The 23,343-nt window shown below is 71.7% G+C and carries 24 protein-coding genes and 3 pseudogenes; 12 read left to right on the forward strand and 15 right to left on the reverse strand.

Translation table 11 applies throughout. The annotated features are described in order from the left end of the window. Positions 1 to 35 precede the first annotated feature (35 nt). Entirely contained in the window at positions 36 to 1,199 is a 1,164-nt protein-coding gene (locus F3T56_RS01980) for a methyltransferase (protein WP_172638775.1), read from the forward strand. Positions 1,200 to 1,208: 9 nt separating this feature from the next. On the opposite strand, the gene F3T56_RS01985 is transcribed toward F3T56_RS01980, so the two are convergent. The 4 genes from F3T56_RS01985 to F3T56_RS02000 are packed head-to-tail and all read right to left on the reverse strand — an operon-like array spanning position 1,209 to position 4,795. Continuing rightward, positions 1,209 to 1,982: an AraC family transcriptional regulator gene (locus tag F3T56_RS01985; RefSeq protein WP_149822907.1), complete on the reverse strand. Its 774-nt coding sequence runs from the start codon at positions 1,980 to 1,982 to the stop codon at positions 1,209 to 1,211. A gap of 12 nt (positions 1,983 to 1,994) precedes the next feature. Next, the gene (locus tag F3T56_RS01990) at positions 1,995 to 2,864 is read right to left on the reverse strand and encodes a class II fructose-bisphosphate aldolase (protein ID WP_149822908.1); all 870 of its coding nucleotides are present in this window, start codon (positions 2,862 to 2,864) and stop codon (positions 1,995 to 1,997) included. Positions 2,865 to 2,877: 13 nt separating this feature from the next. After that, a complete protein-coding gene (locus F3T56_RS01995; RefSeq protein ID WP_149822909.1) occupies positions 2,878 to 3,768 on the reverse strand; it encodes an SIS domain-containing protein in 891 nt (296 codons plus the stop codon). A gap of 28 nt (positions 3,769 to 3,796) precedes the next feature. Then, the gene (locus tag F3T56_RS02000) at positions 3,797 to 4,795 is read right to left on the reverse strand and encodes an Lrp/AsnC family transcriptional regulator (RefSeq protein ID WP_149822910.1); all 999 of its coding nucleotides are present in this window, start codon (positions 4,793 to 4,795) and stop codon (positions 3,797 to 3,799) included. Between the two features lie 198 nt (positions 4,796 to 4,993). On the opposite strand from F3T56_RS02000, the gene F3T56_RS02005 reads away from it, so the two are divergent. Together F3T56_RS02005 and F3T56_RS02010 are read left to right on the forward strand one after the other, a co-directional pair. After that, the gene (locus tag F3T56_RS02005; RefSeq protein ID WP_149822911.1) at positions 4,994 to 6,325 is read left to right on the forward strand and encodes an Nramp family divalent metal transporter; all 1,332 of its coding nucleotides are present in this window, start codon (positions 4,994 to 4,996) and stop codon (positions 6,323 to 6,325) included. Further along, positions 6,322 to 7,845: an amidase gene (locus tag F3T56_RS02010; protein ID WP_425473533.1), complete on the forward strand. Its 1,524-nt coding sequence runs from the start codon at positions 6,322 to 6,324 to the stop codon at positions 7,843 to 7,845. The genes F3T56_RS02005 and F3T56_RS02010 overlap by 4 nt, the downstream gene beginning before the upstream one ends. 8 nt (positions 7,846 to 7,853) lie before the next feature. Here the strand turns inward: F3T56_RS02010 and F3T56_RS02015 are convergent, their stop codons facing one another. From F3T56_RS02015 to F3T56_RS02030, 4 genes and pseudogenes are all read right to left on the reverse strand, one after another. Next, positions 7,854 to 8,678: a class I SAM-dependent methyltransferase gene (locus tag F3T56_RS02015; RefSeq protein ID WP_149822912.1), complete on the reverse strand. Its 825-nt coding sequence runs from the start codon at positions 8,676 to 8,678 to the stop codon at positions 7,854 to 7,856. Between the two features lie 42 nt (positions 8,679 to 8,720). Next, entirely contained in the window at positions 8,721 to 9,695 is a 975-nt protein-coding gene (locus F3T56_RS02020) for a hypothetical protein (protein WP_149822913.1), read from the reverse strand. A gap of 136 nt (positions 9,696 to 9,831) precedes the next feature. Beyond that, positions 9,832 to 10,805: pseudogene (locus F3T56_RS02025) on the reverse strand (SMP-30/gluconolactonase/LRE family protein). Positions 10,806 to 11,139: 334 nt separating this feature from the next. Further along, complete coding sequence (locus F3T56_RS02030; RefSeq protein ID WP_149822914.1) at positions 11,140 to 11,805, reverse strand: dienelactone hydrolase family protein; 666 nt, start codon at positions 11,803 to 11,805, stop codon at positions 11,140 to 11,142. Between the two features lie 189 nt (positions 11,806 to 11,994). On the opposite strand from F3T56_RS02030, the gene F3T56_RS02035 reads away from it, so the two are divergent. Then, positions 11,995 to 12,450: an archease gene (locus tag F3T56_RS02035; RefSeq protein ID WP_149822915.1), complete on the forward strand. Its 456-nt coding sequence runs from the start codon at positions 11,995 to 11,997 to the stop codon at positions 12,448 to 12,450. Between the two features lie 26 nt (positions 12,451 to 12,476). Here F3T56_RS02035 and F3T56_RS02040 read toward each other — a convergent pair whose 3' ends face one another. Further along, on the reverse strand, positions 12,477 to 13,916 hold the full coding sequence (locus F3T56_RS02040) for an RtcB family protein (protein ID WP_281291794.1): 1,440 nt from the start codon (positions 13,914 to 13,916) through the stop codon (positions 12,477 to 12,479). A gap of 81 nt (positions 13,917 to 13,997) precedes the next feature. Between F3T56_RS02040 and F3T56_RS02045 the strand changes: the two genes are divergently transcribed. Both F3T56_RS02045 and F3T56_RS02050 read left to right on the forward strand, forming a co-directional pair. Then, positions 13,998 to 15,158: a CapA family protein gene (locus F3T56_RS02045; protein ID WP_149822916.1), complete on the forward strand. Its 1,161-nt coding sequence runs from the start codon at positions 13,998 to 14,000 to the stop codon at positions 15,156 to 15,158. After that, the gene (locus F3T56_RS02050; RefSeq protein WP_246203331.1) at positions 15,155 to 15,814 is read left to right on the forward strand and encodes an MBL fold metallo-hydrolase; all 660 of its coding nucleotides are present in this window, start codon (positions 15,155 to 15,157) and stop codon (positions 15,812 to 15,814) included. Before F3T56_RS02045 ends, F3T56_RS02050 begins: the two co-directional genes overlap by 4 nt. A gap of 10 nt (positions 15,815 to 15,824) precedes the next feature. On the opposite strand, the gene F3T56_RS02055 is transcribed toward F3T56_RS02050, so the two are convergent. Further along, positions 15,825 to 16,472, reverse strand: a complete 648-nt coding sequence (locus F3T56_RS02055) for a phosphoribosyltransferase (RefSeq protein WP_149822917.1) — start codon at positions 16,470 to 16,472, stop codon at positions 15,825 to 15,827. A 192-nt stretch (positions 16,473 to 16,664) separates the two neighbouring features. Here F3T56_RS02055 and F3T56_RS02060 point away from each other — a divergent pair, with 192 nt between their 5' ends. Then, complete coding sequence (locus tag F3T56_RS02060) at positions 16,665 to 16,973, forward strand: hypothetical protein (RefSeq protein WP_149822918.1); 309 nt, start codon at positions 16,665 to 16,667, stop codon at positions 16,971 to 16,973. Between the two features lie 96 nt (positions 16,974 to 17,069). Then, entirely contained in the window at positions 17,070 to 17,657 is a 588-nt protein-coding gene (locus F3T56_RS02065; RefSeq protein ID WP_149822919.1) for a hypothetical protein, read from the forward strand. On the opposite strand, the gene F3T56_RS02070 is transcribed toward F3T56_RS02065, so the two are convergent. Then, positions 17,652 to 18,119: a hypothetical protein gene (locus F3T56_RS02070; protein ID WP_216372914.1), complete on the reverse strand. Its 468-nt coding sequence runs from the start codon at positions 18,117 to 18,119 to the stop codon at positions 17,652 to 17,654. The two genes, F3T56_RS02065 and F3T56_RS02070, sit on opposite strands and share 6 nt — an antisense overlap. Before the next feature lie 194 nt (positions 18,120 to 18,313). On the opposite strand from F3T56_RS02070, the gene tgmA reads away from it, so the two are divergent. From tgmA to F3T56_RS02090, 4 genes are all read left to right on the forward strand, one after another. Next, positions 18,314 to 18,505 carry a putative ATP-grasp-modified RiPP gene (gene tgmA / locus F3T56_RS02075; protein ID WP_149822920.1) on the forward strand — a complete coding sequence of 64 codons (192 nt, stop codon included), beginning with the start codon at positions 18,314 to 18,316 and terminating at the stop codon, positions 18,503 to 18,505. Positions 18,506 to 18,521: 16 nt separating this feature from the next. After that, entirely contained in the window at positions 18,522 to 19,523 is a 1,002-nt protein-coding gene (gene tgmB, locus F3T56_RS02080) for an ATP-grasp ribosomal peptide maturase (RefSeq protein ID WP_149822921.1), read from the forward strand. A 73-nt stretch (positions 19,524 to 19,596) separates the two neighbouring features. After that, on the forward strand, positions 19,597 to 20,346 hold the full coding sequence (locus tag F3T56_RS02085; RefSeq protein WP_149822922.1) for a maleylpyruvate isomerase family mycothiol-dependent enzyme: 750 nt from the start codon (positions 19,597 to 19,599) through the stop codon (positions 20,344 to 20,346). 62 nt (positions 20,347 to 20,408) lie between these two features. Further along, a complete protein-coding gene (locus F3T56_RS02090; protein WP_149822923.1) occupies positions 20,409 to 20,708 on the forward strand; it encodes a DUF6332 family protein in 300 nt (99 codons plus the stop codon). Here F3T56_RS02090 and F3T56_RS02095 read toward each other — a convergent pair. From F3T56_RS02095 to F3T56_RS47355, 4 genes and pseudogenes are all read right to left on the reverse strand, one after another. Next, on the reverse strand, positions 20,669 to 21,334 hold the full coding sequence (locus F3T56_RS02095) for a response regulator transcription factor (protein ID WP_149822924.1): 666 nt from the start codon (positions 21,332 to 21,334) through the stop codon (positions 20,669 to 20,671). The two genes, F3T56_RS02090 and F3T56_RS02095, sit on opposite strands and share 40 nt — an antisense overlap. Continuing rightward, complete coding sequence (locus F3T56_RS02100; RefSeq protein ID WP_149823181.1) at positions 21,331 to 22,500, reverse strand: sensor histidine kinase; 1,170 nt, start codon at positions 22,498 to 22,500, stop codon at positions 21,331 to 21,333. Before F3T56_RS02100 ends, F3T56_RS02095 begins: the two co-directional genes overlap by 4 nt. A 244-nt stretch (positions 22,501 to 22,744) precedes the next feature. After that, a pseudogene (locus F3T56_RS02105) lies at positions 22,745 to 23,161 on the reverse strand (TetR-like C-terminal domain-containing protein); the annotation flags it as partial. Between the two features lie 5 nt (positions 23,162 to 23,166). Beyond that, positions 23,167 to 23,343: pseudogene (locus tag F3T56_RS47355) on the reverse strand (IS200/IS605 family accessory protein TnpB-related protein); the annotation flags it as partial.

The following is a 23,343-nucleotide window of genomic DNA, read 5'->3' on the forward strand; positions in this document are numbered from 1 at the left end:
AGTGGCTGCCCGGGATCGCTTAGCCTGGGCACACGATGAGCGACCGTATGACCGCGCCCTGGGGCGAGTACACCCTGGCCCGCTTTCCCGAGGACCCCCGTGACCCGCTGCGTGCCTGGGACGCGTCCGACGCGTATCTGCTGCGGCACCTCGCCGGGAGCGGGACGCCGCCCGACGGGACGGTTGTGGTCGTGGGTGACCGCTGGGGCGCGCTGACCACGGCGCTCGCCAGGCACCGGCCGACGCAGATCACCGACTCGTTCCTCAGCCGGGAGGCGACACGGGCGAACCTGGCGCGCAACGGGATCGAGGCGGACGCGGTACGGCTGCTCACCACCCAGGACACGCCGCCGGACCGCATCGACGTACTCCTCGTGCGGACCCCCAAGAGCCTCGCGCTGCTGGAGGACCAGTTGCACCGGCTCGCGCCCGCCGTGCACGAGGGGACCGTCGTCGTCGGCACCGGGATGGTCAAGGAGATCCACACCTCGACGCTGAAGCTCTTCGAGCGGATCCTCGGCCCGACCCGCACCTCGCTCGCCGAGCAGAAGGCACGGCTGATCTTCTGTACCCCGGACGCGGAGACCATCCGGGCGCGGGGCGCCGATCCATGGCCGTACACCTATGAACTGCCCGGTGACCTCGGCGAGTTGGCCGGGCGCACCGTCGTCAACCACGCGGGTGTGTTCTGTGCCGACCGGCTCGACATCGGCACCCGGTTCTTCCTCGGGCAGCTGCCGTACGGCCGTACCGGCGGGCGGCGGGTCGTGGATCTGGGGTGCGGCAACGGGGTGGTCGGTACGGCGGTCGCGGTGGCCGATCCGGACGCCGAGGTGGTGTTCGTCGACGAGTCGTACCAGGCGGTGGCCTCGGCGGAGGCGACGTACCGGGCGAACGCCGACGGCAAGGCGGAGTTCGTGGTCGGTGACGGGCTGGAGGGGTTCGCGCCGGGGAGCGTCGATCTCGTCCTCAACAACCCGCCGTTCCACTCGCACCAGGCGACGACCGACGCCACGGCCTGGCGGATGTTCACCGGGGCGCGGCGGGCGCTGCGGCCGGGTGGTGAGCTGTGGGTGATCGGGAACCGGCACCTGGGCTATCACGTGAAGCTGCGGCGGCTCTTCGGCAACAGTGAACTCATCGCGAGCGACGCCAAGTTCGTGGTTCTCAGGGCGGTCGGGCGCGGCGTCGGGAAATAGCCCGCGCGGTCAGGAACCGTTGCCGCGCAGGGCCCGGGGTGAGGCGCCCAGTTCCCGGCGGCAGGCCTTGTTGAAGGCGTGGAGGTCCACGATGCCGACGGACGCGGCGACGGCGGGGATGGAGAGGGTCGTGGCGCGCAGCAGATGGTGGGCGCGTTCGAGTCTTCGGCGGCGGATGTAGCCGACCACCGTGCCGCCGGTCTCGGTACGGAACAGGCGGGTCAGGTGGTTGTGCGAGACACCGGCCGCCTGCGCCACCTCCGGGACGGTGAGGGGGGCGGCGAGGTGCGCCTCGACGTGGGCGATGGCGGTGGTGACCGCCGGGTGCGGGCCGGGGTCCGCGGCGGCGGGCGGGGTCAGGTGGGCGACGCGCCACAGGGTGGTCCAGATCTCGGCCCGGGTGCGGTCGGGCTCGCTCGGGGCGGCGGCCACTGCCTGGAGCAACAGGCCGGTGAGCAGCGGGAGTTCGGGGCCCGCGTCCTGCATCACGGGGATCGTGCGGGGCGGTCCGGCCGGGGTGATGCGCAGATGGGCGAAGAGGTGTTCCGAGCGGCCCCGGTAGCGGTAGCGGACCGTGGTGCCGGGCGGCACGAGGCTGACGCGGCCGGGGCGGATGGTGTGTGCCGTGCCGTCGACGGTCAGTTCGGCCTCGTACTGGTAGAGGTGCAGCTGCCACAGCTCCGGCAGCCGGAGCACATCCGTCCGCCCGGCCACACCGTGCACGCCGACCCCGATGCCCACGACGACAGGCGGCTCACCGAGGTGGATCTCCGTCTCCCGCATGACGGAAAACTATCAGTGACGAGCGTCACACTCCCCGCGCAGGACACCGATGAGCCGCCCCACCGTCTCCGCCATCGCCGCCCGGCCCACCGTGAGGTACGTGCGCGGGTCGACCACCTCGGCGTGGGCGGCGAGGTACTCCCGGATCGCGCCGGTCAGCGCGATGTTGAGCGCGGTTCCGATGTTGACCTTGGAGATGCCGCCCGCGACGGCCGTCCGCAGTTCGTCGTCCGGGACTCCGGAGGAGCCGTGCAGGACGAGGGGGACGTCCAGCGCGGCGGTCAGCCGCTTCAGCAGCGCGTGGTCGAGGGCGGCGGTCCGGGTGGTCATCGCGTGTGCGCTGCCGATGGCCACGGCGAGCGCGTCCACGCCGGAATCGGCCACGAAGGCGCGCGCCTCGTCGGGGTCGGTATGGGCGCCGGGCGCGTGCGCGTCGAGCGGCGGGACACCATTCTTGCCCCCTACTTGCCCCAACTCAGCCTCGATCCACAGCCCTTGGGCATGCGCCCACTCCACGGCGGCGCGGGTGGCGCCGAGGTTCTCCGCGTACGGCAGACGCGACGCGTCGTACATCACGGAGCTGAACCCGGCGTCGGGGGCCCGGCGCAGCAGGTCGTCGCTCTGGATGTGGTCGAGGTGGAGCGCGACGGGCACGGTCGCACGCTCGGCGACCGCGGTGGCGGCGCGGGCCAGCGGGAGCAGGTCCCCGCCACGGAACTTGACCGCGTTCTCGCTCACTTGGACGACGACGGGCGCGTCGACGGACTCGGCGCCCTCGATGACGGCCTCGACGTGCTCCAGGGTGATCACGTTGAACGCGGCCACCGCGGTGTGTGCCGCGGCCGCCCCGGTGATCAGTTCACCGGTTGTCGTGAGGGGCACGACTCCTCCTGGTTCAGCGGGGGTTCGCGTCGAGGATCACCGAGCGGGTGAGGTGGCGGGGCCGGTCGGGGTCGAGGCCCCGGGCGGCGGCCAGGGCGACGGCGAGCCGCTGGGCGCGGACGAGTTCGGCGAGCGGGTCGAGCCCGCCGGTGACCCACAACCCGCCGGTCTCCCGCACCTGTTCGGCAAGCCCCTCGGGTGCCTCGCCGAGCATCCAGGTCGCCGTGGACCGGGTGGTGACGCTGATCGGGCCATGCCGGTACTCCATCGCCGGGTACGCCTCGCTCCACGCCAGCGCGGCCTCGCGCATCTTGAGCGCCGCCTCGTGCGCGAGGCCCACGGTCCAGCCCCGGCCGAGGAAGGTGAACTGGGCGCAGTCGACGAGCCCTTCGGGCAGGGGTGCGCTCAGCGCGGTGCGCGCGTCGGCCACGGCCCGGTCGGTGTGCAGCCCGAGGTGGGCGCGCAGGAGGGTGAGGGCGGTGGTGGCGAAACGGGTCTGCACGACGGACCGCTCATCGGCGTAATCCAGCACGACCACGTCGTCGGCGACCGCCATCACGGGCGTGTCCGGGTCGGCGGTGATCGCGGTCGTAGGCGTACGGCCCCGGAGCGCGCCCAGCAGGTCGAGCACCTCGGTGGTGGTGCCGGAGCGGCTGAGGGCGACGACACGGTCGTACGCGCGGCCATGGGGGAACTCCGAGGCCGCGAAGGCGTCCGTCTCGCCCTGCCCGGCCCGCTCACGCAGCACGGCGGCGGCGTGCGCCATGAAGTACGACGTCCCGCAGCCGACGAGAGCCACGCGCTCCCCCGGCGCCGGGAGGACCTTCGCGTGGGCCACTGCCTCGGCGGCGACTCGGGTCCAGCACTCGGGCTGGCTGTTCAGCTCGTCCTCTACGTGGGTCATGCGGTAACCCTCCCCAACGGAAACGGGGTCAGTCCCGTAGCCAGGGGGCGAGCATGCCGCCGCGTTTCAGGGTGGTGAGGACCAGGGAGACGTCCATCGACTCGACGTCGTGGAGCCAAGGGGAGCGGGTGACGAAGGTGTGGAGGGTGGCTTCGTCGGGGAACGCGGTCAGGGTCAGGAGTTGGCGTTCGCCGGTGACAAAGCTGGCGTAGCGGACGTGGGCGGACTGGGCGAGGGCCGCGGTCACGGTCTCCACCTTGGCCGGGGGTGTGCGCACCCGGAGGACGGCTTCCACCGGCAGGCCGAGCACGGCCGGTTCGATCACGGCGCGGATGCGGACCCGGCCCGTGCGGCGCAGGGTGGTCAGACGTCGTCTCGCGGTGGCTTCCGACACGCCCGCGACGCGCGCGAGTTCGTCGTAGGTGCGGCGTCCGTCCTCGGCGAGGGCGTGCAGCAACAGGCGGTCTGCGCGGGCGAGTTCGGTGGCCGGATCGGTGAACGGTATGGGATCGGCGGTGGACGGGAACCCGGGGCGGGCACCCTCCCGCAGGGCCGCGATCTCGGAGTCGGTGAGCAGGCCGGCGTGCCACTCGCGGATCGTGCGGACGTGCCGCAGCACCGGGAGGGTCAGGGTCTCCACCACGCCGGGCAGCCCGGACAGTTCGTCCATGACGAGGCCCGCAAGGCGTTCGCGGGGGCAGAGCAGTTCCGCGACGCAGTCCGGGGCGCCGGTGAGGACATGCGCGAAGACGCAGTCGGGGCGGCGGGCCAGTGCCGTCGCGGCCACCCGGGCCCGGCCCGGTGCGCAGCGCACGCCGACCACCGTGCTGCGCCCGCGTACCGCCATGGCCCCGATCCGTACCAGCCCCGACTCCAGCAGGCGGGTGCCGCGGCGGACGACGGTGCGTTCGGGCTCGTCGAGCGCCGCCGCGATGCGATGCCATGAGGCACGGCCGTCGATCTGCAGCGCGCTGATGATACGGCGGTCCAGTAAATCCGCCACGGGGCCGTTCTGCGGTGCGTCCATCGGACCCAACCTATGGCGGATTCCGTCATTCCCGCAGGAGTTCTTGTTCCCTTCCGTCACCTTGGCCCAGCCTGCCGTGCAACAACCACACGCCCCGCCCGCACCCACCCGGTCTCGCCGCCGTACGGCCCCTCCATCCCCAGGGGGCCGTACACGCCGCACGAACCCATGACTCCCGTAACTCCCCGATGTACGGAGATGGTTGACGTGACCGCGACTCCTGGAAGTCCCCCACGCTCCCCGGCGACCGGCTCCGCCGACACCACGCGATCCGGGCCCGCCACCGGCCGGCGCGGGCGGCTCGCGCTCCTCGGCCCCGGGCTTGTGCTGGCCGCCGCGAGTGTGGGCGCGGGTGACATGGTGACGTCGCTCGCGGGCGCGGCCGGGTACGGGATGGCGCTCATGTGGGCGATCGTCATCGGTGTCGTCCTCAAGTACGCGCTCACCGAGGCGGTGGGCCGTCTGTACATGGCCACCGGGCAGACCGTGATCATGAGTCTGAAGTCGGCCGCCCGCTGGCTGCCGCTCGTGTTCATCTTGTTCGTGCTGGTCATCGGGCTGCTCTACGGGGCGGCACTGAGTTCGGTGGCGTCCCTGGCGCTGTCCACGCTGTTCCCCGTACTGCCGGTCAGGCCGGTGGCCGTGGTGATCGCGCTGGCGGCGGCCGCGATCGTGTATGTCGGGCGGTACGCCCTGTTCGAGCGGGTGATGAGCGTCTTCATGCTCGCCAAGTTCCTCGGCATGGCCGTGCTGGCGGTGGCCACGCTCGCCACCGCCGACGATCCGCCGGGGCTGCTCGGCACGCTCCGCCCGCGGCTGCCGGAGGGCGACATCGTGACGGTGCTCGCGCTGATCGGCGGGGTGGGCGGTACGGCCGGGATCGCCTCGTACAGCTACTGGGTGCGGGAGAAGGGCTGGGCGGACCGGAGCCGGCTGCGCCTCATGCGGACGGACTCGGCGGTGAGTTACGGCGTCACGTTCCTGTTCGTGCTGTGCACGACGGTGGTGGGTACGGGGCTGCTGTACGGCACCGGCGGGAGCATCACCGGCAGCGAGGGGCTGGCGGCGCTCGCCGATCCGCTCGGCGCCGATCTGGGGTCCGTGGCCCGGGTGCTGTTCCTGGGAACGTTCTTCCTGGTGACGCTGAGCGCGCTCGTCGGCGGCTTCAACGGGCTGTGCTACATGCTCGCCGACTCCGTGCGGGCATTGCGCGGCATACCGGACGCCGAGGCGGAGCGCCACATCGCCCAGAACAGCCGTCCGTTCCGCCTCTTCGTCCTCTACTGCGCCGTCACCTCGGTCGTCGTCACCTTCCTGGGCCGGCCGGTGTCCCTGGTGCTGACCTACGCCGCCGTCGGCTCACTGATCCTGCCGCTGCTGTCCGGCGCGCTGCTCGTTCTGCTCAACCGCCGGGGCGTGGACCCGGCGTGCCGCAATGGAATCACCTCGAACGTCCTGCTGGGCGGCTCCTTCGTCCTCTTCGGAGTGCTCGCCGTCGTCCAGCTCAAGGACTCCCTGGGAGGGGCGTGAACCACCTCGTGAACCACTCCGTCGACCGCTCCGTCGACCAATCCGTCGACCTCGACCGCAGCCCGAAGCACCCCGTGAACCCCACGGACGACGTGAACCCAACGGACGACCTGTGCTTCCGGACCGCCTTCGAACTCTCCGCCGCGCTCGCGCGCCGCGAGGTGTCCGCACGCGAGGTCGTGACCGCCCATCTGGAGCGGATCGAGCGCGTCAACCCGACGGTGAACGCCATCGTGACCCTCGTCGCCGACCAAGCGCTGGAGCAGGCGGCCGACGCCGACGAGCGGATGGCGGCCGGACAGCCGGTCGGCCCGCTGCACGGGCTGCCCGTGGCACACAAGGACCTGCACGACACGGCGGGCATCCGCACGACGTACGGCTCGCCGATCTTCGCCGACCACGTCCCCGACCGCGACCACCTGGTCGTCCAGCGCCTGCGGGACGCCGGGGCGATCACCATCGGCAAGACCAACGTCCCCGAACTCGGCCTGGGTTCGCACACCGTCAACCCCGTCTTCGGGGCCACCCGCAACCCGTACGACCTCTCCCGCAGCGCGGGCGGCAGCAGCGGCGGCGCGGGGGCGGCCCTCGCGTGCGGGATGCAGGCCCTCGCCGACGGCAGCGACACCGGGGGCTCGCTGCGCAACCCGGCCTCCTTCAACAACGTCGTCGGCCTGCGCCCCTCCCCCGGGCGCGTGCCGTCCTGGCCGGACAAGGCGCCATGGGGTCAGCTGTCGGTGAAGGGGCCGATGGCCCGGACCGTCGCGGACGTCACCCTGGCCCTGTCGGTGCTGGCCGGTCCCGACCCGCGCGATCCACGGTCCCTGGAGCGGCCCGGTTCCACCTTCGTGTGGCAACTCAGCGGTGACATCCGGGGGTTGAGGGTCGCCTGGTCACCCGACCTCGGCGGAGCCGTGCCCGTCGACCCGGAGGTACGGGACGCGCTGGCGCCGGCGGTCGAGGTGTTCTCCGCGCTGGGCTGCGAGGTCGAGGAGGCCTGCCCGGACCTGTCGGGCGCGGACGAGGTGTTCCTCGCCCAGCGCGCCTGGCAGGTGGAACTCTCCTACGGGGCGCTGCTGGACGAGCACCGCCACCGGATGGCCCCGGACGTGGTGTGGAACATCGAGCAGGGCCGCAAGCTCGCCGGACCCGACCTGGGGCGGGCGCAGATGCTGCACGGGGCGCTCTTCCACCGGGTCCGTGAGTTCTTCGAGCGGTACGACCTGCTGTTACTGCCGGTCAGCCAGGTCGCGCCGTTCGACATCGGCCTGACGTATCCGACGGTCGTGGACGGCACCCCCATGGAGACCTATCTCGACTGGATGCGCTCGGCCTACCTGATCTCCACCACGGGCTGCCCCGCGCTCTCCGTCCCGGCCGGCTTCACCCCGCAGGGCCTGCCGGTGGGGCTGCAGTTGGTCGGACGGCACCGCCAGGACTGGTCGGTCCTGAAGGCCGGGCACGCCTTCGAACAGGCGACGCGGGTGGGCGAGCGCCGCCCGCCGGTCGTGAACGCGTAGGGCTCTGCTCAGCGGCTCGCGAGGAGCCCGTAGAGCAGGGGGATCCTGGGCTCCGGCAGACGCCACCAGCCGGACGGGGTGCGGGTCATCCGGGGCCAGCGCGGCCAGGGCAGTTCGTCGCTCTCGCGCAGGCGCCGGATGCTCAGTCCGGCGCCGATGAGCGCGTTGATCACCTCGTCCAGGCCGTGCATCCACTCGTAGCTGTCGGTGGCACCCTCGACGGCGGGCCCGTCGGTGTAGGTGTACGTCGCGTCGCGGTGCACCGGGCCCCGGCCGCCCAAGTAGTCGTTGCGGAGAAGGAGTTCGGGACCGGCCTCCGGTGCGGGCTTGGGGCCCAGGGAGTTGAGCAGCGGATGGAACTCCGCGAGGTACAACCGCCCGCCGGGCCGCAGGAGTCGGGCGGCGACCGCTGCCCAGCGATCCAGGTCGGGCAGATAGCACAGGGCGCCCTTGCCCGTGTACACCACGTCGAACCGCCCCTCCCCCAGGGCCTCGACGGCGTCGTACACGTTCGCCCGTACGTAGCCGACGTCCAGCCCCGCCTTCGCCGCGAGATCTGCGGCGGCCGCCACGGACGCCTCGGAGAAGTCGAGCCCGGTGGCCCGCGCCCCACGCTGCGCGAAGGCCAGCGTCTCGGTGCCGAGGTGACACTGAAGGTGCACCACGTCCCGGCCGGCCAGCTCCCCCAGGTCCTCCCACTCCCAGGACGCGAACCACCGTGCCGGGTCGAGGTCTTCGTCGAGCCCGTAGAACCGGCTCGCGAGATGAACAGGCGTACGGGCGTCCCAGTTGGCCTCATTGGCCCGCATCAAGTGCTCATGGGCGTCGGTCATGACGACATCCAAGCGGTTCCGTCTGCCGACGGGACAGGGCGCTCAGTGCGAGTGATCCGCCGAGGGCTCTTCCGGCGCCTCCGACGCCGTCGCCTTTCCTACCCGGACCGTGAACGCCGCCGTGTGGACCTTTCCTTCGTGCTTGAAGTCGAGGAAGAGGCGGTAGGTGCCGGTGCTGGGTGCGGTGGCCGTGAAGGAGATGATCGGGCCGGGGGCGGTCTTGCCGTCGCCGGGTTCGCCGCCCGGGTGGACGTGGAGGTAGGCGAGGTCGCCGGAGCGGAGGGCGACGAGGTGGCCGTAGGCGCCCAGGTAGGGCTGGAGGTCGGTAACGGGGCTGCCGTCACGGGAGACCTTCAGTTTCAGTTCGCTCGCCGCGCCCGGGCGCAGGCCTCCGTCCAGTTCGACCTCGTAGCCGTCGGTCCGTGCGGTGCCGTTCAGCGCCGGGAGCTTCTCCGGCTTGTACGGGCCGGAGGCCGCCAGGTCCGCGCCGAGTACGAGGTTCTCGGCGCCCTTGGCCGCCGGGGTGAAGTCGGCGAACACCCGATAGCCGCCGGCCCTGGGCAGGTCGACGGAGGTGCTCCATGTGCCGTCGGCGGCGCGGGTGGGGTGCAGGTGGCGGTAGGTCACCAGGTCGCGTGAGGCGAGGATGAGGTGGAGTTCCTTGTCGTGCTCGCGCTGGTACGCGGTGACGGCGCGGCCGTTCTCGTCCCGGATGACGAAGCGCAGGTCGGTGCGTTGCCCGGCGGTCACGGTCGGGGTTCCGAGGTCGAGGGTGTAGCCGTCCTCGGAGATCTGCAGCCCGCCGGCCGCTGGGGTTTCGCGCTGCTCCGCGTTGCCGCCGCCCGCCTCGGGTTCCGGTGACGCCTCGTCGTGGCTGTCGTGGCGCGCGGACCCGCTCTCCGCGACGTCCTTGACGTCCGCGCCGGCGGGCTCGACGGCCTTGCCCACGCCGTAGGCGGTGCCGAACGTCGCGGCCAGCGCTGCGGCGAACGCGGTGATCTTCAGCCCGGTGTTCATGGCCGTCTCCTCGGGATCGAAAGCCCTCTTGTCCTCCAAGCAGCTCCAACCATACCCCCCTAGGGTATCTAGTCAAGCGATCCCGGCGCGCTTGCTTGATACCCACAGGGGGTATATAGGAGACGGCGCCTGTCGGCTAGTGGTCGTGGTGCTGGTGGAGGTGGGCGAGGAGCAGGTTCGGGTCGTTCATGGTGAAGTAGGCTGCGCTGGGCACGTAGACGGTCTCGTGGCGCACGGCCACGGAGGTGGGGTTGGACAGCCCGTCCTGCCGTGTGAGGACGGCGGAGTGGCTGCCGTTCGGGCGTACCAGGGCTACTTGATTGCTCATGATCAGGGCGGCGAGGACGGTGTCCCCGCGTCCGGTGAAGGCGAAGTCGTCGATGCCGGTGAGGCCCGTCGCCCTGGTCTGGATCGGACCCGCCGAGCCGTTCCCGCGTACGGGGATACGCAGCAGCGAACTCCGGTCCGTGTTGGACACCCATACGGCGCCGTCGTGGATCTTGAGGCCGTTCACGCCGACGCCGAAGCCGCCCTCCGAGGCGGGGACGGGATCGAGTTCGGTGCCCGTGGCCCACGCCGTCGGCTCGCCGCCCTCCTTGGGCACTCGCCAGACGGTACCCAGCACCGAGTCGGCGACGTAGAGCACGCCCCGGCGCTCGTCGAGGGCGATGGCGTTGGGCAGCCCGTCCGCCGGCAGCTCGGCGATCTGGCGGGGCTTGGAGCGTCGATACGCCAGACACCGGTCTTGCTGGTCCCGGTGGCGTAGGTGACGTAGAGCGTGCCGTCCTAAGCACGGGCGATCCCGAGGACGATGTCGTCGCCGACGACAGGTGTGTCCGGGTTCGCCTCGGCGGGCAGGGTCGCCCGGATCCGCTTGTGTCCGTCCTTGGTGACGTGGGCGACCTGACGGGCGTACGCGAACGTCAGGTCGGCGGAGCCGTCGGGCTCGAGCGCGATGTTCTCCGGTGTCTGGCCCTTGGCAAAGTCAAAGTGGGCGACGATACGTGGACGGGACACGGTCGGGTCGCCGCCGGTCGCGGGAGCCGCGGCGAGCACGGTGAGCGCGGCGGTGACCACGGCCACACCGGGCAGGTACGGGAGTCGGGGCATGGGGCCTCTCCTTGGAGGGGGCGTGGAGCGCCAGTGAGCGGCGCGAAACGAACATGGCCGTGCGTCAGCTGATGGCGGTGGCAGTCAGGGCCGGGAGTTCGCCCACACGGCGCACGGCATGCGGCCGACCGAGGTCCCCGCACGGGTCCGATGGGGTGTCGGGTGGGGGCGGGTAGGGAGAGGGGGCGGGGGGCGGCATACGGGCACACCGCGTGGCCGTGGGTCGGATCAGTCGTCCGCCGCGGTCAGTCCGTCCATCGCGTGGCCGACCCGGTCCGTCGCACGGACAACCCGTCCGTCGCGGAATCGTCCGTCGAGGAATCGTTCGCAGCGGTCAATCGTCGGTCGCGGTCAGGGGCGCGAGGCGCTCCTCGCACCACGTCCTGGCCGCGTCGGCGACCTCCTCCAGCGCACCGGGCTCCTCGAACAGGTGGGTCGCCCCAGGTACCAGGTGTAGCTCATGCGGGACCGTCAGCAGCCGGGCCGCCTCCTGGTTCAAGCGCAGCACCTCCGTGTCCTGGCTGCCGACGATCAGGAGGACCGGGGCGCGTACGCGGTGCAGGGCCTCCCCTGCCAGATCGGGCCGACCGCCCCGCGACACCACGGTCAGGACCCGCTCCGGGCGCTCCGCCGCCGCCACCAGCGCTGCCGCCGCGCCGGTGCTGGCGCCGAACAGGGCCACGGGAAGCTCCTTGGTGCCGGGTTGGGCCGCCAGCCAGTCGATCACGACCGCCAGACGGCTCCCCAGAAGGGGGATGTCGAAGCGGTACTCGGCGGTCCACTCGTCCTCGCGCTCTTCCCGCTCGGTGAGCAGATCCATCAGTACGGTGCCCAGTCCGGCGGTGCGCAGCTGTTCGGCGACCATCCGGTTGCGGGGGCTGTGCCGGGAGCTGCCGCTGCCGTGGGCGAACAGGACCACCGCCCGGGCCGCCACCGGTACCACGACATCGCCCGCGAGCGCCTCACCGTCGACGGGCACCAAGACCGACTGGGAGATCATCGCCGTCGCCTTCTTCCTGTCCGATCCCGCTTCCCGCGTACCCGGTGCGCGGGGCCTCGATCATCCGGATCCGCGATCGGCCTCGCGGCGCCACCCGATGCCGTATGACCTGGCCGGTCACGGGTACCCGAGGGGGCATCGTCGGCCCGGCGAGCGGTCGGATCGGTCGGATCGGTCAGGAGGTGGGCCATGGTCGGTGACACTGACGACGACATCCGGCTGCGGCGCGAGGGCGGAAGCGGTCACCGGGCGGTCCCGCATACGGCCGACGTACGCGTCGAGGCGTGGGGGGCGAGCCGGGAACGTTGTCTGGCGGAGGCGGTGCTGGGGACCGTGGAGTGCTTCGCCGACCTCAGCGGGGTGCGGCCCACGTCCGTGGAGCGTGTCCGGCTGGAGGAGAGCGGCGACGACGATTTGCTGACCGCGCTTCTGGAAGAGGTCGTCTACCGTCTCGAGGTGCACGGCAGGGTGACCGTCGACGTGGAGGCGGGCCCGGCCGACGACGGCCTCGACGTGCGCCTCGCGCTGGCCGAGCTGGCGGACGTGGAGATCATCGGTGCGGTGCCCAAGGGCGTCTCGTGGCACGGGCTGCACATCGGGCCGGACCCCTACGGCTGGTCGTGCGCGGTGACCGTCGACGTGTGAGACGTCTGAGGGGGGCACTCGACGCCTCAGCCCTTCACCACACCCAGCGGGACCAGCCGGGCGACCACGCGGCACAGTCCCGCGGCCTCGCTTACCGCCACGACCTCGCTCACGTCCTTGTACGCCTCCGGCGCCTCCTCCGACAGAGCGCGCAACGACCGGGGGCGCACCGCGATGCCCGCCGCCTCCAGCCGAGCCCGCAGCTCCTGCCCGCTGACCGCACGCGCGGCCCGGTGCCGGCTGAGCACCCTTCCCGCGCCGTGGCAGGTGGAGGAGAACGCGTCACCGCCCGGAACGCCGGCCAGGACGTACGAGGCGGTGCCCATGGTTCCGGGGATCAGCACCGGCTGGCCCACGTCGCGCAGGTCCTGCGGAAGGTCGGGGTGCCCGGGCGGGAAGGCGCGGGTGGCGCCCTTGCGGTGCACGCACAGTCGGCGTCGCGCTCCGGCCACGGTATGGGTCTCGATCTTGGCGAGGTTGTGGGACACGTCGTAGACCAGCGAGAGGCGGGTGCCCGCGACGCTGCGGAAGACCCGGCGGGCCGCGTCCGACAGCAACTGGCGGTTGGCACGGCCGTAGTTGGCCGCGGCGGCCATCGCCCCGAGATAGGCCTGCCCCTCGGGCGAGTCGACCGGGGTGCAGGCGAGTTGCCGGTCGGGCACGGTGATGCCATAGCGGGACATGGCGCCGTCCATCGCGCGGACGTGATCGGTGCAGATCTGGTGGCCGAGGCCACGTGAACCGCAGTGGATCATCACGCACAGCCGGTCGACGGCGATCCCGAACGCGGCGGCGGCCGTCTCGTCGTACACCTCGTCGACCCGCTGCACTTCCAGGAAGTGATTGGCGGACCCCAGGCTGCCCACCTGACCCAGCCCCCGCTCCCGTGCCCGCCCGCCGACTTCACCGACATCGGCGTCGGCGACCGCCCCGCCGTCCTCGCACCGCGTCAGGTCGCGTTCCTCGCCGTATCCCTCCTCCACGGCGTAACGGGAGCCGCCCCGGAGGATCCGTTCCAGCTGTCCGGGGCCGGTCAGCCGCCATACCCCGCCGGGGCCCGCGCCCCGCGGAATCGACCGGTCCAGGCCGTCCATGATCGTCGGCAGCAGCGGCTCCAGCTCCCGCTCCTCGGAGTCGGCGGCCAGCAGCCGCACCCCGCAGGAGATGTCGAAGCCGACCCCGCCCGGCGAGACGACACCGCCGGCGTCCACGTCGGTCGCGGCCACCCCGCCGATCGGGAAGCCGTAGCCCCAGTGGATGTCCGGCATGGCGTAGGAGGCGCTGACGATGCCCGGCAGCGTGGCCACGTTGGCGACCTGTTCGAGGGACTGCTCGGCGTCCCTCAGCAACGCCCGGGACGCGAACACCCTTCCGGGCACCCGCATCGGCCCGTGCGGGTCGATGCGGAAGCGGTGGGGACGTTCCTCGACCAGTTCCAGTTCCACGGCGGCCTCCCATGTACCCAACGTCGGCCTCCCATGTACCCACCGTCCGCAGTACCCGCGCAGGGCGCCCCCTATCGAAGAAACCGTCCCTAATCTGGAGGTATGAGCGACGGCGTGGTGACGCTGTTCGTCTGTGGTGATGTGATGCTCGGGCGCGGCGTCGATCAGATCCTGGCGCACCCCGGTGATCCGGCGCTGCGGGAGGACTACGTCCGGGACGCCCGGACGTACGTACGCCTGGCGGAGTCCGTCAACGGTCCCGTTCCGGCTCCGGTCGATCCGTCCTGGCCATGGGGCGAGGCGCTGCGGTCGCTGGAGGAGGCCGCCCCGGACGTCCGGATCGTGAATCTGGAGACGGCTGTGACCCGCGCCGACGCGTTCGCGCCGGGCAAGGCGGTCCACTACCGCATGCACCCGGCCAACCTGCCCGCGCTGACCGTGGCCCGGCCCGACGTGTGCGTCCTGGCCAACAACCACGTGCTGGACTTCGGCCGCGCGGGCCTGGAGGAGACGCTGGGCTCGCTGGCCGGCGCGGGCCTGCGTACGGCGGGCGCGGGGCGGAACGCCGACGAGGCGTGGGCGCCCGCGGCGGTCCCCCTCCGGTCCGGCGGTCGCGTACTCGTCCTGGCCTTCGGGATGCGGACCAGCGGCATCCCACCCGGCTGGGCGGCGAGCGCCGGCCTGCCCGGCGTCGCCTACGTTCCCGACCTGTCGGCCGACTCCGCCGCCGCGGTCGTCCGCCGCGTACGCCGGGTGAAACGGGCGGGCGACATCGCGGTCGTCTCCGTGCACTGGGGGGACAACTGGGGCTATCACATACCCCAGGCCCAGATCCGCTTCGCTCACGCCCTGGTGGACGGCGGCGTCGACGTCGTCCACGGCCACTCCTCCCACCACCCCCGCCGCATCGAGCTCTACCGCGACCGGCTGATCCTCCACGGCTGCGGCGACTTCGTCGACGACTACGAGGGCATCGGCGGCTACGAGAAGTACCGCGACGACCTCCGTATCGCCTACGTCGTCACCGTGGCGACGGCCCCGGGTCGGCCGGTGGACACGGACCGTCCGGCAGCCACAGGCCGACTGACCGGCCTGCGCATGATCCCCGTGCAGGCTCGGCGCATGCGGCTGGAACCGGCGCCCGACGAGGACCGCGCCTGGCTGCGCACCACCCTTGACCGCATCAGCGAGGGAGTGCGCATCGTCCTGGAGCCCGACGGCACGCTCACCGCGGCACCGCCCGCAGGGGGAAACGGTCCGTGAACCGCCACCGGTGGCTACGGCTCACGCTGCTCGGCGTGGGCGCGATGAACTCGCCGCGGTTCGCACCGGCGGGTCTGCTGCTGCGCTACGGGCGACAGCGCGCGGCCTTCGACGGCGGCCCCGGCGCGGAACCACCACCCGGGTCGCTCGCGGCCTGGCTGGTCACCGACGAGCGCTCGGAGCTGAGGTCCGCACTGCGCCGGAGCGCGGCCCTGCGGGACGTCTCGATCCGGGCCGGCGATCTGGACCTCGGCGAGGCCGCCGAGGTGCGGGTGCGCTGCCTCCCGGTGGCCCACACCTCCCACCCCACGTACGGCTACCGCATCGAGGCTGACGGCCTCCTCGTGGTGTGGGCGCCGGAGCTCTGGGAGTTTCCGACCTGGGCCGCGCGGGCCGACCTGATGTTCGCCGATGCCGCGGCCTGGGGGCGGCCCATACGGTTCCGGGGCGGCGTGGGCGGCCACGCGACCGTGCAGGCCGTCGCCGAACAGGCCGTACGGCACGACGTACGCCGACTGATCCACGCCCACATCGGCCGACCCGCCCTCCGAGCGATCGACGCCGGCCTGAAGCCTCCGGTGGGTGAGTGGGGTGTCGAGGGCCGCACGTACTCGCTGCGGTTGCCGGGGCCGGGCGCAGACCGGACGGGCAGATGACAGCTGAACGTCACCGATCGTCCTCGCGGAGCGCTTCGAGTACGTCGTCGTCCGTCAGCTGGGCGAAGTCCTCGTACCACTCTCCGACGGCCATGAACCCTCTGGGCGCGGCGAGGCACACCACCTCGTCGGCTTCGTGCCGCATCAGGTCGACCGCTTCCGGTGAGGCGACGGGTACCGCCACGACGACGCGCTCGGGTGCGTGTCGTCGTACGGAACGCACCGCGGCGCGCGCCGTCGCGCCGGTCGCCAGTCCGTCGTCGACGAGGATCACGGTGTGGCCGCGCAACTCCGGGGCGGGCCGGCCCTGCCGGTAGCGCTGTTCGCGGCGGTGGAGTTCCTTGCGCTCCCGCTCCACAACCTCCGCGAGTTCGGCATGGCTCAGCCCCAGCCGGTCCAGGGCGTCCTCGTTGAAGAGGGGCGGCTCGTCGCCCGCGATCGCGCCAACGCCGAACTCCTTCTGGAACGGCGCCCCGATCTTGCGCACGACCAGCACATCCAGCGGGGCCTCGAGCCCGCGCGCGACCTCCCGGGCGACAGGGATCCCGCCACGGGGCAGGGCGAGGACCAGGGGATCCGGAAGGGTCCCCTTCTCCTGCAGGATCCGAAGCCGTTCCGCCAATTCCCGCCCCGCCTGAACGCGGTCACGGAACTGCATCCGCTTCTTCTTCCTCACAACACCGGAAACCACCGGCGTACGGGTTACTCACGGCCGCCGAGTACCCGACGGCACACCGCCCACACCACCCACCTCACCGACACTTGGTCATTGGTCTTAGTGCTATTTTCCGAGGCTCGTTGAGCCATGAGACCGATTACCGCTCGTCCGGGCGGCAATAGTCTGAGCCGCATGAGCGACGCAGCGTTAAAGACCACCCGCGACCGCGCGCTGGACGTTGTGCGGGGCTATACGGACCACGACGCCGTCGCGGTTCGAGACGCGCTGGCCAGTAACAATGCGGGCGGCTGGACAGAGGTGTACGCCGATTTCGCCGTTGCCGAGGCATCACGGGCGTGGGCCCGCGGAGACCGATCGGCGCTGCGCGGGTTGTCGGTCCGAGATCTTCCTGGGGCCGTGCACATCACTGCCGTATTCGTTGTCGTTCTGGGCCTGGCCCTGTGGGGCAGGACCGGGCTGCTCGATGTTCTCAAGGAATGAGGCGGGGTTGTTTCGCTTGTCCAGAGCCGTGCTGAACCGGATCGCCGGCAGCGAGTTCCTCAGGGACTCGCCGACTCGGGACGGTCAGGACACGCCATGAACTTCCGTACTCCGCTGTCCGCCCTGTTCCCCGGAACCTCGGGCCGGCTCCTCACCGCCCTCGTCGATCACCACACCGCCGACGCCGCCAGGCCGTTGACGCTCAACGAGCTGTCCAAGGACGCCGCGGTGACGCCCGGTCAGCTGGAAGCGGCGCTCTTCCGTCTTGGCCTGCTCGGGCTCGTCGCGCCGAGGCGCAAGGGAGAAGCCGTACGTCTCGTCGCGGGCCATATCGTCTGGTCCGCCCTGCGTCAGCTGACAGACCTGCGGGGCCGCGTCATCGACACGGTCCGCGAGCAGGCGCAAGCCCTCCTCCACCCGGCACCGGACTACCTCGCGCTGAACGGAGCCGTCATCGACGGAGCCGCAGCACATCCGGCGGACGTACTGGAGTTGATCGTCGTCCCTCCGGCAACCACACCGGCCGACTGGCAGCATCGTGTCGCCGCCCTCGTCACACAGCTGTCCTGTGATCTGGGCAACGTCGTCGTTCACCGCGGTGCCCGTGACGCCCAGGAGGCGGAGGCCATGGGCGGGAGGAGTGCCGTGCGCGTCTTCCCGCCGGGTGCCGTCACCCGATCATGAGCGCTGTTCCGGCCGTAGTCCGGGGCCCCGGGGCGCCGTTTCGTCGACCGCGGTCACCCGCCGTACCAGGTTCACCCAGGTGGTCTGGAGGCGTGCGGTGCTGACCTGAAACTCGTTGCGCAGGTAGTCCACGGTCTCGAAGTTCGCCAAGGCGAGCATGGAGTGGGCAAGCATGTCGTGATCGCCCTTCACTCCCGCTTCCCGCAGGAGGGATGCGACGTGGTGGTGGAAGGCGCGGCCGAGGCCCGAGGCATGGCGCCGGTCGAGGGGAACCTGGCGTGCCAGCGCGGCACCCAGGTCCCCCTCGTCGGTGATGCGCTCGATCAGGGCACAGCCGAACGCCGCCAGCCGGTCGCTCGCCGGTGCGCCCGGTCCGAGCGGAGGGGGACCGGAGGTGTACGTCTCGTGGAATTCCGCCTCGGCGTCATCCAGCAGGCCGGCACGCGGCGACCAAATCTCCACATACGGTTTCCCATAACCACGCACGGTTGCCCTCTCGCACCTCGCGGTACAAAGCGACAGTCCTCGGACAACGTGAGGCAACCATTCAGTCGTTCGATTCGTATAACTCCCTGGAGGCACAGCGACCCGGCCGAACAGACTGCGGCCGGAGCGTCACCATCCGTTTTGCGGATGGTCCCGAACAAGGAGAAACGATGCGACTGTTCGTGCTCAACTACGCTCGTACGACTGAGCAGTTGGAGTTCAGCGCTCCGTACACCTACGACTCCGGGCTGCAGTTGAACGTGCTCCCCGACGGGCGAATCGCCGCCCATGACCAGGCTCTGATGCGGGAGTTGGGAGCGACGACGTCCACGGCGGGCTCGAAGACCCATTTCGACGACTGAACACGGACCGGCAACGATGACGGTGCTGATCCTGACGTGTGAACAGGATGTGACGGCGGACCTGGTCGTGGCCCAGCTCCACACGACCGGCGTACCGGTGGTCCGGCTCGACCCCGCCGACCTGCCCGGCGGGGTCGCACTCTCCGGTGAGTACGTGAACGGCGCCTTTCGGGGGCAGCTGACCACCGGCGGCCGTTCGGTGAGCCTGAACGGCCTGCGCTCCATCTGGCTGCGCAGGCCGGGAGTGCCGGCCACCCGGGTCGCCGAGCCGTCCCCCTGGCTGACGGAGGAGTCCTCACAGGCCCTGTACGGGATGCTGCGCGGCACGGGCGCCCGCTGGATGAACGACCCCGACGCGGCCCGGCGGGCCCGCCACAAGCCCTGGCAGATCCGGCACGCCCAGCGCAGCGGGCTCCCCGTGCCGGCGACGCTGATCACCACGTTCCCGCAGGCGGCCCGCGACTTCGCCGAGCGCTTCCCCGACCTGGTGGTGAAGCCGGTCTCCGGTACGCACCCGATCGCCGGCGCACACCCCCAGCAATTGCCCAGCACGATCCCGACCAGTCGTATCACCCCTGGCATGGACTTCACCGCCGTCGCCTTCGGTCCGACGCTGCTGCAACGCCGGATCGCCAAGGTCGCCGACATCCGCCTCACGGTCGTCGGCGACCGCATGCTGGCCGCCCGCAAAGCCCTGCCCCCGGACGCGGACCCCGACGAGGTGGACGTCCGCTACGCCACCTCCGGCTCGCCCTGGCAGCCGGTCGACGTCCCGGCGCGTACCGCCTCGGCCGTACGCGTCTATCTGCGGGACGCCGAACTTGCCTACGGGGCCTTCGACTTCGTGGAGGACGCCGACGGGATCTGGTGGTTCCTGGAGTGCAACCAGTCGGGCCAGTTCGGGTTCGTGGAGATGGACACCGGCCAGCCGATCGCCCGCAGCGTCGCCGACTGGCTGTCACACGACGGACCGGACACGGAGACACACCGCAACGGCCGGATGCAGTCGGCCCCCTGACGCCCCCGAAAGGCTGCCCGCCCTGGCACAAAATGGGCCGCCTCGAGTCCACTCCATCCGGCACACTCGCCCCATGGAGATAGTCGAGCACATTCAGGCACTGGACGAAGAGGGAAAACTGCTGGCCGCGGCCGCCCGGGAGGCCGGTACCGACGCCGAGCTGCCGACCTGCCCGGGCTGGCGGGTGCGGGACCTGTTGCGGCACACGGGGACGGTGCACCGGTGGGCCACGGCGTTCGTCGCCGAGGGCCACACCTCGCCGCGCCCCGAGGCGGGCGAGCCGGATCTGGACGGTGCCCCGCTCCTCGCCTGGTTCGAGGAGGGCCACCGGCACCTCGTCGACACCCTGCGCGGCGCACCGGCCGACATCGACTGCTGGAGCTTCCTGCCCGCGCCCTCCCCGTTGGCCTTCTGGGCGCGGCGTCAGGCCCACGAGACGGCCGTGCACCGCGCCGACGCCGAGTCCGCTCGCGGCGGCGGGCCCGGCGCGCCCGCCGCGGACTTCGCGGTCGACGGCATCGACGAACTGCTGCTCGCCTTCCACGCCCGCCCCAAGAGCCGGGTACGCACTGAGAAGCCGTGCGTTTTGAGGGTGCGGGCGACCGACGCGAACACCGTCTGGACGGTACGACTGTCATCGGAACCCCCGGTGACCGAACGAGCCGCGACCTCAGACGTGGTGGACGCGTCCGCAGACGCGGACTGCGAGATCTCGGGCCCGGCCCCACAGCTGTACCTCTCCCTCTGGAACCGGCTCCCGTTCCCGACCGTCACGGGCGACCCGTCGCTCGCCGCGCTGTGGCGCGAGAACTCCGGCATCTAGACCGAGCGGGCCCGTACGCGAATTTCCATGTCCGGCAGGCCCGACGCCCCCACACTCGACGCATGGGGAGACGTACGCAGGCCGAGCGGGACGCGATGACCACGGAGATCGGTTTCGCGCTCTTCGCGGGGACGGTGCTGGCGGGCGCGGCCTATTTCGGTGTGACGGAACTGATGCCCCATCTCTTCGGCTCCCTGCGTGGCCGGTGGAGTCTCATCGGCCCCCTCTCGCTCGCCGTGACGGTGGTGGTGTTCGTCGCGGTCGTGGCGACAGTACTGGCCCGCTTCCGGCGCGCCACGCGACCGGGCCGAAGGGCCCCGGCTCAGCCCAGCCAGCCCGGTCGTACCAACCCCGACTCGTAGGCCAGGACCACGAGTTGGGCGCGATCCCGGGCGCCGAGCTTGATCATCGTGCGGCTCACGTGGGTCTTCGCGGTCAGCGGGCTGACGACGAGGCGACGGGCGATCTCGTCGTTCGTCAGGCCGATCCCGACGAGCGCCATCACCTCCCGTTCCCGCTCGGTGAGTTCGGCGAGCGAGGCGGCGGCAGCGGGTTCCTTGGAACGGGCCGCGAACTCGGAGATCAACCGGCGCGTGACCCCGGGCGACAGCAGCGCGTCGCCGTCGACCACCGCCCGCACCGCGCGCACGAGTTCCTCCGGCTCGGTGTCCTTGACCAGAAAGCCCGACGCCCCGGAGCGGATCGCCTCGAAAACGTACTCGTCGAGCTCGAAGGTGGTCAGCATGACGACCTTGACGTCGTCGAGGCCCTGCTCGTCGGTGATGCGCCGGGTCGCCGCGAGGCCGTCCAGGACCGGCATACGGATGTCCATCAGGACGACGTCGGGGCGCAGTTCGCGCACCTTGCGCAGCGCCTCCTCGCCGTCCGCGGCCTCTCCGGCCACCTCGATGTCGGCCTGGGCGTCGAGCAGCGCCTTGAACCCTGCCCTCACCAGTGACTGGTCGTCGGCGAGCAGTACGCGGATCACCGGTCCTCCTTGACCTCGCGGGGCGCCCGCACCGGCAGTACGGCGAGCACCCGGTACCCCCCGTCGTCGCGCGGCCCCGCCTCGATCGTGCCACCCAACGCGGCGGCCCGCTCCCGCATTCCGACGAGTCCGCTGCCGCTGCCGCCCGCGTCGGCGCCGGTCGCGGGCCCGTCGTCGTCGATCCGCAGCCACAGCTCGCCACCGCCGTGTTCGAGGCGCACGCGCGCGTGCCGCGACCCCGAGTGCCGTACGACGTTGGTGAGGGCCTCCTGGACGATGCGGAAGGCGGCGAGATCGGTGCCCGGCGACAGCGCGGGCGCCTCCCCCTCGACCTCGACGGTGAGACCGGCGGCCGCGGCCTGCTCGACGAGCTCGGGCAGCCGGGCGAGCCCCGGTGCCGGGCCGCGCGGCGCGTCACCGGAAGTGCGGAGCGTGTCGAGCACCTGCCGGACCTCTCCCAGGGCCTCCTTGCTCGCCGCCTTGATGGTGGTGAGCGCGGAGCGCGCCTGTTCCGGGTCGGAGTCGAGGAGGGCCAGGCCGACGCCCGCCTGGACGTTGATCACCGAGATGCTGTGGGCGAGGACGTCGTGCAGTTCGCGGGCGATCCGCAGCCGCTCCTCGTCGGCGCGCCGCCGGGCGGCCTCGGCGCGCTCGGCACGCTCGCGGGCCCACTGCTCGCGCCGTACCCGGACCAGTTCGGAGACCGCGACGATCGCCACGATCCAGGCGGCGACAGGCACTTCCTGCCCCCAGTCGGCCGCGCCGTCCCCGGACGGCGGCAGCCACCGGTACAGCCAGTGCGCCACCAGCACATGTCCCGCCCAGAGCATCCCGACCGCCGCCCAGGCGGCCTTGCGGTGCCCGGAGACGATCGCGCTGAAGCAGCCCAGGGCGACCGTGAAGAACACCGGACCGTAGGGATACCCGGCCCCCAGATAGACCATGGCAGCGGCAGCCGTCCCGAAGGCGACGAAGATCGGGTACCGCTGCCGCCACAGCAACAGCCCCGAACCGAGGAACAGCAGTACGCGCGCGAACAGACCAAGAGAGGCCCGCTCGCCCTCCTGGAACTCGGCAGCGGCATTCGAGCCCACCATCACGAAGACGGTGAGCACCAGCGTGGACCGCCAGGGCCACCAGTGCCCCGCGTCCTCGTCCGCCCACATCCACCACGGGGCACCGCCCCGCCACCCCGGAGGCCCTCCCGACCAGCCGGGATGCCCACCCGGCCCCCGTCGCCACGGCGGTCCTCCCGGTGCCGGGGTCGACGCGCCCGCGCCCTGCTCTTCCATGACGGCCACGCTAGACGCCGAGCGCCGGCCAGGGCGTCACCCGAGCGTGGTGATCACACGTACTCCCGGTGAAGTACGCCCTCCCCACCCGTCTGGGCCGTCCCGAGGCCCCGCTCGTTCAGGAAGACGACGCACCCGGCTGAGGGAACACCAGACCGACGTGGTGGGCGAGTTGGGCGGCCGCGTGTCGGAAGAACGTCTCCCGGTCCTCGACCACCCGGTTGAACTGCCCGAACACCTCGAAGTTGACCAGCCCGAACAGCTGCGCCCACGCCGCGACCAGCACCACGGCCACTTCCGGCGGCAGATCCGGGGCGAGGTCCTCGGCAATCCGCCGTGCCTCCGGCCGGAGTTCGGCCGGCACCTTCCACTGGGCCACGCCCTTGGCCTGGTAGGCGTCGCGCACGATCCGTATAAGCAACAGTCCGACGCGGGACGCGGCCTGCACCGTCGTCCGGGGCGCGGTGTAGCCGGGCACCGGCGAACCGTAGATCAGCGCGTACTCGTGCGGCCGCGCCAGCGCCCACTCCCGTACCGTTCCTAAAGACTGAGCGGGGGTGAGTCCTGTTCCCAGGACCCATGCTCAGCCGAACGCCCCGTACGGTGTTGGGCGTTCTGGTCGACCGCGTTCGCTCCGCATCCGGCGCGTACGGATCGTGTCCGTGGTCCGGGGATGCGGGGGCGGGTTCCCTCACGTCCCGGAGCCACCGGTGCGGC

It is taken from the genome of Streptomyces tailanensis (genome assembly GCF_008386495.1).
Lineage (GTDB): Bacteria > Actinomycetota > Actinomycetes > Streptomycetales > Streptomycetaceae > Streptomyces > Streptomyces tailanensis.